Annotated in this window: 24 protein-coding genes and 1 pseudogene; all 25 read right to left on the bottom strand. The window is 61.5% G+C overall.

Annotation, left to right across the window (positions count from 1 at the left end; genetic code table 11):
• Positions 1-16: 16 nt before the first annotated feature.
• Positions 17-670 carry an adenylate kinase gene (locus tag Q8J98_RS08255; protein WP_305293930.1) on the bottom strand — a complete coding sequence of 218 codons (654 nt, stop codon included), beginning with the start codon at positions 668-670 and terminating at the stop codon, positions 17-19.
• A gap of 15 nt (positions 671-685) precedes the next feature.
• The gene (gene secY, locus Q8J98_RS08250; RefSeq protein ID WP_305184256.1) at positions 686-2,047 is read right to left on the bottom strand and encodes a preprotein translocase subunit SecY; all 1,362 of its coding nucleotides are present in this window, start codon (positions 2,045-2,047) and stop codon (positions 686-688) included.
• 100 nt (positions 2,048-2,147) lie between these two features.
• Positions 2,148-2,624 (bottom strand): 50S ribosomal protein L15, encoded by a 477-nt coding sequence (gene rplO / locus Q8J98_RS08245; RefSeq protein ID WP_305293929.1) that lies wholly within the window; start codon positions 2,622-2,624, stop codon positions 2,148-2,150.
• Between the two features lie 235 nt (positions 2,625-2,859).
• Complete coding sequence (locus Q8J98_RS08240) at positions 2,860-3,009, bottom strand: hypothetical protein (RefSeq protein ID WP_305293928.1); 150 nt, start codon at positions 3,007-3,009, stop codon at positions 2,860-2,862.
• A 174-nt stretch (positions 3,010-3,183) separates the two neighbouring features.
• Positions 3,184-3,375, bottom strand: a complete 192-nt coding sequence (gene rpmD / locus Q8J98_RS08235) for a 50S ribosomal protein L30 (RefSeq protein WP_305293927.1) — start codon at positions 3,373-3,375, stop codon at positions 3,184-3,186.
• 12 nt (positions 3,376-3,387) lie between these two features.
• Positions 3,388-3,942, bottom strand: a complete 555-nt coding sequence (gene rpsE / locus Q8J98_RS08230) for a 30S ribosomal protein S5 (protein ID WP_305184252.1) — start codon at positions 3,940-3,942, stop codon at positions 3,388-3,390.
• 11 nt (positions 3,943-3,953) lie between these two features.
• On the bottom strand, positions 3,954-4,313 hold the full coding sequence (rplR, locus tag Q8J98_RS08225) for a 50S ribosomal protein L18 (RefSeq protein WP_305184251.1): 360 nt from the start codon (positions 4,311-4,313) through the stop codon (positions 3,954-3,956).
• 13 nt (positions 4,314-4,326) lie between these two features.
• Positions 4,327-4,860, bottom strand: coding sequence for a 50S ribosomal protein L6 (rplF, locus tag Q8J98_RS08220; protein ID WP_305184250.1), 534 nt, complete (start codon positions 4,858-4,860; stop codon positions 4,327-4,329).
• Between the two features lie 10 nt (positions 4,861-4,870).
• Positions 4,871-5,269: a 30S ribosomal protein S8 gene (rpsH, locus tag Q8J98_RS08215; RefSeq protein ID WP_305184249.1), complete on the bottom strand. Its 399-nt coding sequence runs from the start codon at positions 5,267-5,269 to the stop codon at positions 4,871-4,873.
• 12 nt (positions 5,270-5,281) lie between these two features.
• Positions 5,282-5,587, bottom strand: a complete 306-nt coding sequence (gene rpsN / locus Q8J98_RS08210) for a 30S ribosomal protein S14 (RefSeq protein ID WP_305184248.1) — start codon at positions 5,585-5,587, stop codon at positions 5,282-5,284.
• Positions 5,588-5,606: 19 nt separating this feature from the next.
• On the bottom strand, positions 5,607-6,167 hold the full coding sequence (gene rplE / locus Q8J98_RS08205; protein WP_305184247.1) for a 50S ribosomal protein L5: 561 nt from the start codon (positions 6,165-6,167) through the stop codon (positions 5,607-5,609).
• Entirely contained in the window at positions 6,167-6,472 is a 306-nt protein-coding gene (gene rplX / locus Q8J98_RS08200; RefSeq protein ID WP_305293926.1) for a 50S ribosomal protein L24, read from the bottom strand. The genes rplE and rplX overlap by 1 nt, the downstream gene beginning before the upstream one ends.
• Positions 6,472-6,840 carry a 50S ribosomal protein L14 gene (rplN, locus tag Q8J98_RS08195; protein WP_013066055.1) on the bottom strand — a complete coding sequence of 123 codons (369 nt, stop codon included), beginning with the start codon at positions 6,838-6,840 and terminating at the stop codon, positions 6,472-6,474. Before rplN ends, rplX begins: the two co-directional genes overlap by 1 nt.
• A 76-nt stretch (positions 6,841-6,916) precedes the next feature.
• Positions 6,917-7,156 carry a 30S ribosomal protein S17 gene (rpsQ, locus tag Q8J98_RS08190; protein WP_305184245.1) on the bottom strand — a complete coding sequence of 80 codons (240 nt, stop codon included), beginning with the start codon at positions 7,154-7,156 and terminating at the stop codon, positions 6,917-6,919.
• Positions 7,157-7,166: 10 nt separating this feature from the next.
• Complete coding sequence (gene rpmC, locus Q8J98_RS08185) at positions 7,167-7,370, bottom strand: 50S ribosomal protein L29 (RefSeq protein ID WP_305184244.1); 204 nt, start codon at positions 7,368-7,370, stop codon at positions 7,167-7,169.
• 114 nt (positions 7,371-7,484) lie between these two features.
• A complete protein-coding gene (gene rplP / locus Q8J98_RS08180) occupies positions 7,485-7,898 on the bottom strand; it encodes a 50S ribosomal protein L16 (RefSeq protein WP_305184243.1) in 414 nt (137 codons plus the stop codon).
• 11 nt (positions 7,899-7,909) lie between these two features.
• Positions 7,910-8,620 carry a 30S ribosomal protein S3 gene (gene rpsC / locus Q8J98_RS08175; RefSeq protein WP_305184242.1) on the bottom strand — a complete coding sequence of 237 codons (711 nt, stop codon included), beginning with the start codon at positions 8,618-8,620 and terminating at the stop codon, positions 7,910-7,912.
• The gene (rplV, locus tag Q8J98_RS08170) at positions 8,620-9,015 is read right to left on the bottom strand and encodes a 50S ribosomal protein L22 (protein ID WP_305184241.1); all 396 of its coding nucleotides are present in this window, start codon (positions 9,013-9,015) and stop codon (positions 8,620-8,622) included. Before rplV ends, rpsC begins: the two co-directional genes overlap by 1 nt.
• A gap of 5 nt (positions 9,016-9,020) precedes the next feature.
• Positions 9,021-9,299, bottom strand: a complete 279-nt coding sequence (rpsS, locus tag Q8J98_RS08165; RefSeq protein ID WP_305184240.1) for a 30S ribosomal protein S19 — start codon at positions 9,297-9,299, stop codon at positions 9,021-9,023.
• 3 nt (positions 9,300-9,302) lie between these two features.
• A complete protein-coding gene (rplB, locus tag Q8J98_RS08160; protein WP_305184239.1) occupies positions 9,303-10,139 on the bottom strand; it encodes a 50S ribosomal protein L2 in 837 nt (278 codons plus the stop codon).
• A gap of 117 nt (positions 10,140-10,256) precedes the next feature.
• Complete coding sequence (locus Q8J98_RS08155; protein WP_305184238.1) at positions 10,257-10,553, bottom strand: 50S ribosomal protein L23; 297 nt, start codon at positions 10,551-10,553, stop codon at positions 10,257-10,259.
• Positions 10,550-11,170 (bottom strand): 50S ribosomal protein L4, encoded by a 621-nt coding sequence (gene rplD, locus Q8J98_RS08150; RefSeq protein ID WP_305184237.1) that lies wholly within the window; start codon positions 11,168-11,170, stop codon positions 10,550-10,552. Before rplD ends, Q8J98_RS08155 begins: the two co-directional genes overlap by 4 nt.
• On the bottom strand, positions 11,167-11,883 hold the full coding sequence (rplC, locus tag Q8J98_RS08145) for a 50S ribosomal protein L3 (protein ID WP_305184331.1): 717 nt from the start codon (positions 11,881-11,883) through the stop codon (positions 11,167-11,169). The genes rplD and rplC overlap by 4 nt, the downstream gene beginning before the upstream one ends.
• A gap of 16 nt (positions 11,884-11,899) precedes the next feature.
• Positions 11,900-12,208 carry a 30S ribosomal protein S10 gene (gene rpsJ / locus Q8J98_RS08140; RefSeq protein WP_305184236.1) on the bottom strand — a complete coding sequence of 103 codons (309 nt, stop codon included), beginning with the start codon at positions 12,206-12,208 and terminating at the stop codon, positions 11,900-11,902.
• A 72-nt stretch (positions 12,209-12,280) separates the two neighbouring features.
• Positions 12,281-12,415, bottom strand: a pseudogene (tuf, locus tag Q8J98_RS08135) (elongation factor Tu); the annotation flags it as partial.

The following is a 12,415-nucleotide window of genomic DNA, read 5'->3' as shown; positions in this document are numbered from 1 at the left end:
GCGTCAAGGCCTTCAGTCAGTCTCCCTGGCCTTCAAGCACCGCCGCAATCTTGGCAGCGACCGCCTCGATCTCGCCCAGGCCATCAACCGTGACCAGATCGCCCGTCGCGTAGTAGTACCCGACAAGCGGCGAGGTTTTCTTGTAATATTCCAGCAGCCGCTGTTTCAGGCTTTCTTCGGTATCGTCGGCGCGGCGGCGCAGATCGGTTGAACCGCAGACATCGCAGACACCCGGCACGGCCGTAGGTCGCGTAACATCGTGGTACACTTCGCCGCAGTTGCCGCAGGTGTAGCGGCCGGTAATGCGCGCCAGCAGCGCCGCATCATCCACCCGCATCTCGATCACCGCGCTCAGCCGTTGACCGACACGCTCCAACAGACGCGCCAGCGCGTCGGCCTGCGCCAAGGTGCGCGGGAAGCCATCGAAAATGTAGCCGCCGCCGCCCGCTGCCAGCTTTTCGCCGATCAGCCCGATCACGATCTCGTCAGAGACGAGTTCGCCCCGGTCCATCACCTCGGCGACGCGCCGCCCCATCGGGCTGCCCGATGCCTTGGCGTCGCGCAGCATGTCACCGGTCGAAAGCTGCACCATGTTGCGACGCTCAACCAGCAGCCGCGCCTGTGTACCCTTGCCCGCGCCGGGTGGCCCGAGCAGAATTATGTTGACCATTTTGACCCCCGGCACTCAGCGACGCGACGGCGGTTTTTTCGGGCCGGTGCGCTTTTTGCCGCGAAGTTGCGATTTCTCGATCAGCCCTTCGTATTGATGCGCCAGCAGATGCGACTGGACCTGATTGATCGTGTCCATCGTCACGCTGACCACGATCAGCAGCGAGGTTCCGCCAAAGTAGAACGGTATCGAAAGCTGTGAACGCAGAATTTCGGGCAGCAGGCAGACCGCAGCCAGATAGGCCGAGCCGAGCACCAGAATCCGCGCCACCACATAGTCAAGATAATCCTCGGTCTTCTTGCCGGGCCGGATGCCGGGAATGAAACCGCCCTGGTTCTTCAGATTGTCGGCCACGTCGTCCGATTTGAAGGCAACGTTGGCGGTATAGAAATAGGTGAAGAACACGATCATCGCGGTGAAGAACAAAAGGTAAAGCGGCTGGCCGGGGCCAAAATATGCCAGAATCGTTGACATGATCGGCCCTGTCTGTGCCCCCGAAAAGGTCGAGATCGTGGTCGGCAGCAGCAGCAGAGAGCTGGCGAAAATCGCCGGAATCACGCCGGCCGGGTTGACCTTGACCGGCAGATGCGACGAGCCACCGTCATAGACCTTCATGCCGACCTGACGGCGCGGATACTGGATGTGAATCTTGCGCTGCGCCCGCTCCATGAACACCACAAAGCCGATCACCACCACGACCATCACCATCACGCCCAGAATGACCGGGGTGGAAACGGCACCCGAGCGGCCCTGGCTGAAAAACTGCGCCAGCGCGCGCGGAATTTCGGCCACGATGCCGACAAAGATGATCAGCGAGATACCATTGCCGATGCCGCGCGCTGTAATCTGCTCGCCCAGCCACATCAGGAACATGGTGCCGCCAACCAGCGTGATGACGACGGCGAGCTTGAAGAACAGCCCCGGGTCTTGCGCCAGCTCGCCCGCCTCAAGGCTGACTGCCAGTGCCCATGCCTGAAACAGCGCCAGCAGAACGGTTCCGTAGCGGGTGTATTGGTTGATCTTCTTGCGACCCGCCTCACCCTCTTTCTTCAGTTGCTCAAGCGCGGGCACCATCGAGGTCAGCAGCTGCACGATGATCGAGGCCGAAATATAGGGCATGATGCCGAGCGCGAATACGCCCATCCGCCCCAGCGCGCCGCCGGTGAACATCGACAGGATGCCGCCAATGCCCGACGCAGCTTCTTCCATGAACTGGCGCAGCGCCACCGCATCGATGCCGGGCACCGGAATATAGGTTCCAAGCCGGTAAACGATCAGCAGCCCCAAGGTGAAGAAGATACGTTGGCGAAGCTCGGTCGCCTTACCCAAGGCGCCCCAGCTAAGGTTCGCCGCCATTTGCTCTGCAGCAGATGCCATGCCCGGTCTCTTTCATGAAAGCACCGCCGAACCGTCCTCCGGTCGGCGGTGCCTGGAAAACTGGTTGCTATGTAAGCGGCGCAAGCGCTGCCTACAACTGCTATTCCGCCGCCGCCGCTGTCGCCGCCACGGTCAGCTTGCCGCCAAGCTTCTCCACCGCCTCGATTGCAGCTTTCGATGCGCCCGCGACGTTGAGATTGACCGCCGAGGTGATCTCGCCCTTGGCAAGCACCCGCACGCCATCAAGCACGCGGCGCACCATGCCGGATGCCACCATGACCTCGCCGGTGATTTCGGCTTTGGCATCTAGCTTGCCCGCGTCGATGAATTTCTGGATCAGCCCGAGGTTGACCACAGCATAATGCTTCTGGTTCGGCTTGTTGAAGCCGCGCTTCGGCAGGCGGCGGTAAAGCGGCATCTGGCCGCCTTCATAGCCGCCAATCGCCACGCCAGAACGCGATTTCTGGCCCTTGATGCCGCGGCCGGCGGTTTTGCCCTTGCCCGAGCCGGGACCACGCGCCACACGCTTTTGCTTTTTCGCTGCGCCGGCGTTATCGGAAAGTTCATGCAGTTTCATGTCGCATCTCCTTGGCCGGAACTGCCCTACCTGCGACGGATGGGGCAAACACGGCATTTCTTGTTGCTTCTCGTGGCACCCGTGCAGGGCCACCCGCGGGCGTATAAACGCTGACACGCTGCTATGCAAGCACGCTGCTGGGTGGGCCGCGCGGGCAGCAACAAACCCGAGGCAAGAAAAGCAAAAAGCGCCCCGCCATCATGGCCAGGGCGCTTCGATCACTTTGCCGTAGGGCTTATTGGTGCTTGTTCCGCTCTTGGTGCAGATAGTCGGTCCAGTAGGGAACCGGCTCGGCAGGCAGCACGTTCCTGATCGCGTTGCCCAGCCCTTGGAGGAAGCGGGCAACCTCGTGCATCAGGCTGGTCTGGCGTTGGACGGCGGGCATGTTCTACTCCGATCGCTCGATCTCGTTGCTGTCGAGATAGTCCTGCTGCGGTGCAGCGACCAGAGCTGATCAGGAAGGCCCGCCTTGCAGGCAGTGCATGCCTGCCGAACTGCCCGACAAAAGCAAAGCGCCCCGGCCTTGCGACCGGGGCGCTTTTGTTCAGCTATGCAAGCCTCAGCCGCGCGTCTCGATGATCCGCACAAGATGCGGAATGGCGTTCACCATGCCGCGCACCGAGGGCGTATCTTCCAGCTCGCGGGTGCGGCGGATCTTGTTGAGCCCGAGCCCGATCAGGGTACGGCGCTGCACGTCGGGGCGGCGGGCCGCCGAAGCATATTGCTCCACGACGATGGTTTTCTTGGCCATTGTCATTGCTCCTTATGCTTCCGCGACTTCGGCTTCGGGCCTGCGCAGGATCTCGGCCACCTTCTTGCCGCGACGCTGCGCGATCTGGCGGGGGCTGGATTCCTTGGCAAGACCGTCCATCGTGGCGCGGATCATGTTGTAGGGGTTCTGCGAACCGATCGACTTGGCGACCACATCCTGCACGCCGAGCATCTCGAACACCGCGCGCATCGGGCCACCGGCGATGATACCGGTACCTGCAACGGCGGTGCGCATCACCACCTTGCCGGCACCATGACGGCCCTCGACATCGTGGTGCAGCGTGCGGCCATCGCGCAGCGAAATGCGCACAAGGCTGCGTTTCGCCTGCTCGGTCGCCTTGCGGATCGCCTCGGGCACTTCTTTCGCCTTGCCCTTGCCGAAGCCGACGCGACCGCGCTGGTCGCCGACCACCACGAGGGCTGCAAAGCCGAAGCGCTTGCCGCCCTTCACGGTTTTCGACACCCGGTTGATAGCGACCAGACGGTCGGCAAATTCGGGGTTCTCTTCACGCGGGGCGCGGTCCCGGCGGTTTTCACGTTCTGCCATATTTCAACTCCTCAGAACTTCAGGCCGCCTTCACGGGCAGCATCGGCCAAAGCCTTGATCTTGCCGTGAAAGAGGAAACCGCCGCGATCGAAGTAGCATTCTTCGACCCCAGCCTTTTTTGCACGTTCGGCAATTGCCGCGCCGATTTTCGCGGCGGCTTCGACGGTGTTCTTGCCCACCAGACCCAGGTCTTTTTCCAGGGTCGAGGCGGCAGCAAGCGTGACGCCACGCGCATCGTCGATCAGCTGCACGCTGATATTCTTGTTCGAACGATGCACCGACAAGCGCGCACGCCCGTTGGCCATCGCCCGCAATTTGTTCCGCACGCGCAGACGGCGCTTGAGGAACAGCTCTCGTTTGGTGTTTGCCATTTCTCTCGCCCCTTTACTTCTTCTTGCCTTCCTTGCGGAAGATGAACTCGCCCTTGTAGCGGATGCCCTTGCCCTTGTAGGGCTCGGGCTGGCGCCACTCGCGGATGTTCGCGGCGACTTGACCAACAAGCTGCTGATCAATGCCTTCCACAACGATTTCGGTTTGTTTCGGGGTCACGACGGTTACGCCCGCCGGAACCTCGAAGTTGACTTCATGGCTGTAACCCAGCGACAGCTTGAGCACGTTGCCCGCCATCGCGGCGCGGTAACCCACGCCCAGGATTTCCATTTCCTTCTTGAAGCCGGTGGTTACGCCGATGGTCAGGTTTTCCACCATCGACCGGACCATGCCCCACTGCTGGCGCGCACGCTTTGAGGTGCCGCGCGGCTTCACGACGATTTCGCTGCCTTCGAGCGTGATCGTCACATCGTCGGTTGCGGTAAAGCTCCGGGTGCCTTTCGGCCCCTTCACTTCCACCGTCTGCCCGCTCACCGTGGCGCTGACGCCGTTGGGCAGCCCGACCGGTTTTTTCCCAATCCGAGACATCTTGCCCTCCTCAGAACACGGTGCAAAGAACTTCGCCGCCAACATTGGCGGTGCGTGCGGCCGCGTCCGACATCACACCCTTGGGTGTGGAGACGATGGACAGCCCAAGGCCATTGCGGACCGAGGGAATATCCTTGACGGAGGCATACACGCGGCGACCCGGTTTGGACACGCGCTTGAGTTCGCGGATCACGGGGGTGCCTTCGAAGTACTTCAGCGAGATTACGATTTCCGGGTGGCCATCGGCTCCGGTCGTTTTTTCATAGCCACGGATATAGCCTTCGCCCACCAGCACATCCAGCACCCAGGCGCGCAGCTTGGAAGCCGGCGTCGCCACGGTGGATTTGCCGCGCATTTGCGCGTTGCGGATACGGGTCAGCATATCGCCGAGAGGATCGTTCATCGACATGTCGCGATCTCCTTACCAGCTCGACTTGACCATGCCGGGGATCTGGCCGAACTGGGCCAGGTCACGCAGCATGATCCGCGAAAGTTTGAGCTTGCGATAATACGCATGCGGGCGGCCCGTCAGCTGGCAGCGGTTGTGCAGCCGGGTGGCGGATGAATTGCGGGGCAGAGCCGCCAACTTCAGAGACGCCTTGAAGCGGTCTTCCATCGGGCGGGCCTGGTCTTCGACGACAGCCTTGAGCGCGGCCCGCTTGGAAGCATGCTGCTTCACAAGTTTGGCGCGCTTCAGCTCGCGTTCAATCATGGATTTCTTGGCCATTGTTCCTGTTCCTCCGCGATCAGCTGTTGAAGGGCATGTTGAAAGCTTTCAACAGCGCCTTCGCTTCCGCGTCTTTGCTCGCGGTGGTGCAGATGATGATGTCCATCCCCAGAACCTCATCGACCTTGTCGAAGTCGATTTCGGGGAACACGATGTGTTCTTTCAGGCCCATGGCAAAGTTGCCGCGGCCGTCGAACGAACTGCCCTTGATGCCGCGAAAGTCGCGGACGCGGGGCAGGGCAACCGTGATCAGACGATCGAGGAATTCATACATCCGGTCGCCACGCAGCGTGACCTTGCAGCCCAGCGGCATTTCCTCGCGGACGCGGAAGGCGGCAACCGATTTCTTGGCCTTGGTGATCACCGCCTTCTGGCCAGCGATCAGGGTCAGCTCTTCGGCGGCCTGCTTCACCTTCTTGGTGTCCTTGACCGCTTCGCCGACGCCCATGTTCAGCACGATCTTGTCGAGGCGCGGAATCTGCATGACGTTGGTGAAGCCGAACTGCTCTTTCAGCGCGGCGCGAATGGTCGCCTTGTAATAGGCTTTCAGACGCGGGGTATAGGTGGCTTGGTCGAGCATCAGATCGCCTCCCCGGTGGTTTTGGCGTAACGCACCTTTTTCTCGCCTTCGATGCGGAAACCGACGCGGGTCGCCTTGCCGTTCTTGTCCAGAATCGCAAGGTTCGACAGGTCGATCGGCATGGCTTTCTGCACGCGGCCGCCCTGTTCGGTCTGGGTCTGGCGGGTGTGGCGAATCGCCATGTTCACGCCATCAACCACGGCCTTGTTCTCGGTCGGATTGACCGACGAGATTTCGCCCCGACGACCCTTGTCCTTGCCGGTAAGCACGACGACCTTGTCGCCTTTTTTCAGCTTGGCAGCCATCACAGCACCTCCGGCGCAAGCGAGATGATCTTCATGAAGTTCTTGGCGCGCAGCTCGCGCACCACCGGCCCGAAGATGCGCGTGCCGACCGGTTCGCCCTGGTTGTTCAGGATGACGGCGGCATTGCGGTCAAAACGGATGGCGGTGCCGTCTTCACGGCGAACTTCCTTGGCGGTGCGCACGACGACGGCCTTGCGCACGTCGCCCTTTTTCACACGGCCTTTTGGAATCGCTTCCTTGACCGACACCACGATGATGTCGCCCACCGAAGCATAGCGGCGATGCGAGCCACCCAGAACCTTGATGCACTGAACCCGGCGAGCGCCGGAGTTGTCAGCTACATCCAGATTGGTCTGCATCTGGATCATTTGGTTTCTCCCGACCTGTGGGGACGTTCCCGTTTCAAGGGGGCCCCAGGGTTTCGTTCAAAGCTGGAAGGAGGACTTAGGCTTGCGCTTCAGTTACCACCGTCCAACGTTTCGTTTTCGAGATCGGCGCACATTCCTGAATCCGGACGGTGTCGCCTTCCTTGAACTGGTTCAGCGCGTCATGCGCGCGGTATTTCTTCGATTTGCGCACGGTCTTGAGCAGCAGCGGGTGCTTGAAGCGGCGTTCGACCAGAACCGTGATGGTCTGCTCGTTCTTGTCCGAGGTGACGACGCCTTGCAGGATACGTTTGGGCATGGGTCTCTCCTCAGTTCGCTGCCGCTTCAGCGGCTTTCTGGTTCAGCACCGTCTTGATACGCGCCACGTCACGGCGCACGAGGCGCATGCGCGAGGTGTCTTCAAGTTGGCCGGTGGCCTGACGGAAGCGCAAATTGAACGCCTCCTTCTTCAGCGCCAGCAGCTCATCGCGGAGCTGGTCAGGCGTCTTTGCTTTCAGTTCCTGGGCGTTCATGCGCCGCAACCTTTCCATTTCACCAGAGGGCCCCATTGCGGGTTACCCTGTGCCTGGTGGGTTTCAACGAAAAACCCAAACCCCCGGCGGCTGCCGGGGGTTCGAGCCAAAATCTTACCAGTCTTCGCGGGCCACGATGCGGGTCATCACCGGCAGCTTGTTGGCCCCAAGACGGAGAGCCTCCCTTGCCACGGTTTCGACCACGCCGTCAATCTCGAACATGATCCGGCCGGGCTTGACCTTGGCTGCCCAGTAGTCCGTCGCGCCCTTGCCCTTGCCCATCCGCACTTCGACGGGTTTCGACGAGACCGGAACATCGGGGAATATCCGGATCCAGACCCGGCCCTGACGTTTCATGTGGCGGGTGATCGCGCGGCGGGCCGCTTCGATCTGCCGCGCGGTGACGCGCTCGGGTTCGGTCGCTTTCAGGGCGAAGGAACCGAAGTTCAGGAGGAAGCCGCCTTTGGCTTCGCCGTGAATGCGGCCCTTGTGCTGTTTGCGGAACTTCGTCCGTTTAGGTTGCAGCATCTATTTTCTCCTCACCGGGCGTCGCGGCGCGGGCCACGGGGCGCAGGGCCTTCCTGGGCTTCGCTTGCACGACGGTCATGCGCTTGCGGGTCGTGTTCCATGATCTCGCCTTTGAAGATCCAGACCTTGACACCGATGATGCCATAGGCGGTTTCCGCCTCGCTGAGCGCATAGTCGATGTCGGCGCGCAGCGTGTGCAGCGGCACCCGACCTTCACGATACCACTCCACCCGCGCGATTTCAGCGCCGCCAAGGCGACCACCGACGTTCACCCGAATACCAAGCGCACCCATGCGCATCGCGTTCTGCACCGCGCGCTTCATCGCGCGACGGAACGAAACCCGGCGTTCAAGCTGCTGGGTGATCGATTCGGCCACCAGCTGCGCATCAAGCTCGGGCTTGCGCACTTCAACGATGTTGAGGTGCAGTTCCGACTTGGTGAGGTTCGCCAGCTTCTTGCGCAGCGTCTCGATGTCTGCACCTTTCTTGCCGATGATGACACCGGGGCGCGCCGCATGAATGGTGACGCGGCACTTCTTGTGCGGGCGTTCGATGATGACCTTGCTGATGCCGGCAAGTTTCGCGTCTTCACGGATGAAGTCGCGCATCTTCAGGTCTTCCAGCAACAGGTTGCCGTAGTCCTTGGATTCGGCGAACCAGCGGCTGTCCCAGGTGCGGTTGACCTGCAGGCGCATGCCGATCGGATTGACCTTCTGACCCATTACGCTTGCTCCCCGGCAGTGGTGGCCTCGATCTGACGGACCTTGATGGTAATTTCCGCAAACGGTTTCATGATCTTGCCGAAACGGCCCCGGGCGCGCGGGCGACCACGTTTGAGGGTGATGTTCTTGCCCACCCAGGCCTCGGCGACGATCAGGCTGTCAACATCCAGCCCGTGGTTGTTTTCGGCATTGGCGATGGCCGACTGAAGGCATTTCTTCACGTCGTCCGACACCCGCTTTTTCGAAAAGGTCAGGTCGGCCAGAGCCTTCTCGACTTTTTTGCCACGGATCAGCTCGGCCACGAGGTTGAGCTTCTGCGGCGAGGTCTTCAGCATCTTGGCTTTCGCCAGCGCTTCGTTGTCCGCCACGCGGCGCGGATTTTTTTCCTTACCCATGACGGTTATTTCCTCTTCGCTTTCTTGTCGGCGGCATGGCCGTAGTAGGTGCGCGTCGGCGAATATTCACCGAACTTCTGGCCGATCATTTCCTCGGTGACGTTCACCGGGATGTGCTTCCTGCCGTTGTAAACGCCAAAAGTCAGGCCAACGAACTGCGGCAGAATGGTCGAGCGGCGCGACCAGATCTTGATGACTTCAGCTTTGCCCGTGCCGCGCGCCTTTTCTGCTTTCTTCAGCAGGTAGGCGTCAACGAAGGGGCCCTTCCAAACAGAACGTGCCATGGATTAGCGACCCTTCTTGGCGTTGCGCGAACGGACGATGTATTTGTCGGTTGCCTTGTTGCTGCGGGTCTTGGTGCCCTTGGTGCCCTTGCCCCACGGGGTGACCGGGTGACGGCCACCAGAGGTGCGGCCTTCGCCGCCGCCATGCGGGTGATCGATCGGGTTCATTGCAACGCCGCGCACCGTCGGGCGAATGCCCATGTGGCGGCGGCGACCGGCTTTGCCGAGGTTCTGGTTCGAGTGGTCGGCATTCGACACCGCGCCCACCGTGGCCATGCATTCCTGACGAACCATGCGCAATTCGCCGGATGAAAGCCGGACCTGTGCATAGCCGCCATCACGGCCGACGAACTGGGCATAGGTGCCCGCCGCCCGCGCCATCTGGCCACCCTTGCCGGGCTTCAGCTCGACGTTGTGCACGATGGTGCCGATCGGCATCCCCGAAAACGGCATCGCGTTGCCGGGTTTCACGTCGGTCTTGGCACCGGCGATAACGCTGTCGCCCACAGCCAGGCGCTGCGGCGCGAGGATATAGGTCTGCTCGCCGTCTTCGTATTTCACCAGTGCGATGAAGGCGGTACGGTTCGGGTCATACTCGATCCGCTCGACAACAGCGGCCATGTCGAACTTGGTGCGCTTGAAATCGACGATCCGGTAGAGGCGCTTGGCGCCGCCACCCTTGTGCCACATCGTGATCCGCCCGGTATTGTTCCGGCCGCCCGTCTTGGTAAGACCCTGCGTGAGTGTCTTGACCGGGCGACCTTTCCAAAGCTCCGAACGGTCGATCAGAACCAGCCCGCGCTGGCCTGGCGTAGTCGGATTATACGACTTGAGTGCCATGCTTTCTGTCTTCCGTTGCTTTGGACCAAAGGGTCCGTTTCCGTATGGGCAGGGGTGCCCGTCGTCAAAATGATCCGCGGCCCCGGAACCCGGGGCCGCGAGATTCGTCGCCTTCTATCAAAGCCCCGTAGAGACGTCGATAGTGTTCCCCTCTTCAAGGGTCACATAGGCCTTTTTCACGTCGTTCCGCACGCCGGGGCGGCCACGGAATTTCTTCACCTTGCCTTTGGTGACAACGGTATTGACCGCCTTCACCTTCACCCCAAAGAGCGCCTCGACGGCCTCCTTGATGACCGGCTTGGTGGCGTCGATCGCCACCTGAAACACCACCGCGCCATGCTCTGATGCGGCGGTAGCCTTTTCGGTGATGACCGGCTTGCGGATCACGTCGTAATGTTCGGGTTTCGCGGTCATTTCAGACGAGCCTCCAGGGCTTCGACACCGGCCTTGGTGATCACCAGTTGATCGCGCAGCAGGATGTCGTAGACATTGGCACCCATCGACGGCAGCACATCGATACCTTCGATGTTGCGCGCCGCGCGGGCGAAGTTTTCGTTGACTTCGGCACCGTCGATGATCAGCACGCGCTTCCAGCCAAGCTCGCGCGCGGCTTTCGCCAGCACCGCGGTCTTGCCTTCGGCCATCTCGATCGAGTCGATCACCATCAGGTTGCCCGAACCGGCTTTCGCCGAAAGCGCATGCTTGAGGCCAAGCGCACGGAACTTCTTGTTCAGATCATGTGCGTGGCTGCGCGGGATCGGGCCCTTCACAACACCGCCGTGGCGGAAGATCGGGGCTTTCTTGGACCCGTGGCGTGCGCCGCCGGTGCCTTTCTGGCGATAGATCTTCTTGGTCGAATAGGACACTTCGGCGCGGGTCAGCACCGAATGGGTGCCAGCCTGCGCGCGCGCGCGCTGCCAACGCACGACACGGTGCAGAATGTCGGCGCGCGGCTCCAGCCCGAACAGGGCCTCATCCAGATCGATCGTGCCGGCCTTGCCGCCGTCAAGCTTGATCACATCGAGTTTCATGCTTCACCCCCTTCGGTCGATTGGGCTTCGACCGACGCCGCCACCTTCAAAGCGGCGGGCAGCGGCAGGTCCTTCGGCAGCGGTTTCTTCACCGCGTCCTTGATCGTGACCCAGCCGCCCTTGTTGCCCGGAACCGAACCCTTGACCATGATCAGGCCACGGTCGGCATCGGTGCGCACCACCTGGATGTTTTGCGTGGTCACACGCACCGCACCCATGTGGCCAGCCATCTTCTTGCCCTTGAACACCTTGCCGGGGTCCTGGCACTGGCCGATCGAGCCGTGCGAGCGGTGCGAAACCGAAACCCCGTGCGAGGCGCGCAAGCCACCAAAGTTGTGCCGCTTCATCGCACCCTGAAAACCTTTGCCGATCGAGGTACCGGCGATGTCCACGAACTGCCCTGCGGCATAGTGCTCGGCGGAAATCTCGGCCCCGACTTCGATCAGGTTCTCCGGGCTCACCCGGAACTCCGCGATCTTGCGCTTGGGTGCCACGTTCGCTTTCGCGAAATGGCCGCGCATCGCCGCGGTGGTGCGCTTGGCCTTGGCGACGCCCGCACCCAGCTGAACGGCGGTATAGCCGTCACGCTCGGTGGTGCGCTGCGCGACCACTTGCAGGTTGTCGAGTTGAAGGACGGTCACAGGAACCTGCCTGCCGTCCTCAAGGAACAGCCGGGTCATGCCCAGCTTCTTGGCGATTACACCAGAACGCAACATTGCCACGCCCCCCTCAAACCTTGATCTCGACATCCACACCGGCAGCGAGGTCGAGCTTCATCAGCGCGTCCACGGTCTGCGGGGTGGGGTCGACGATGTCCAGAAGCCGCTTGTGGGTGCGAATCTCCCACTGGTCGCGCGACTTCTTGTCGATATGGGGTCCGCGCAGAACGCAGAATTTCTCGATCTTGTTGGGCAGCGGAATCGGGCCGCGCACCGTGGCACCCGTGCGCTTGGCCGTGTTCACAATCTCGGCGGTGCTGGCATCCAGCACGCGGAAATCGAAGGCCTTGAGCCGGATTCTGATATTTTGACCAGTCATTGTCATGCCTCTTGCGGGCTTAAGGTTGAGAGGCAGACAGGGCCTCATGCCCCGCCTGCGTCGAACCGCACATTACTTGATGATCTTCGAGACCACGCCGGCGCCGACGGTGCGGCCGCCTTCGCGGATGGCGAAGCGGAGTTTTTCTTCCATCGCGATCGGCTGGATCAGCTCGACCTCGAACTTCAGGTTGTCGCCCGGCATCAC

Origin of the sequence: Phaeovulum sp., from assembly GCF_030684035.1 — a bacterium.
GTDB lineage: Bacteria > Pseudomonadota > Alphaproteobacteria > Rhodobacterales > Rhodobacteraceae > UBA6213.
The sequence above is the reverse complement of the archived record's forward strand: the minus strand, read 5'-3'. Positions and strand labels throughout refer to the sequence as shown.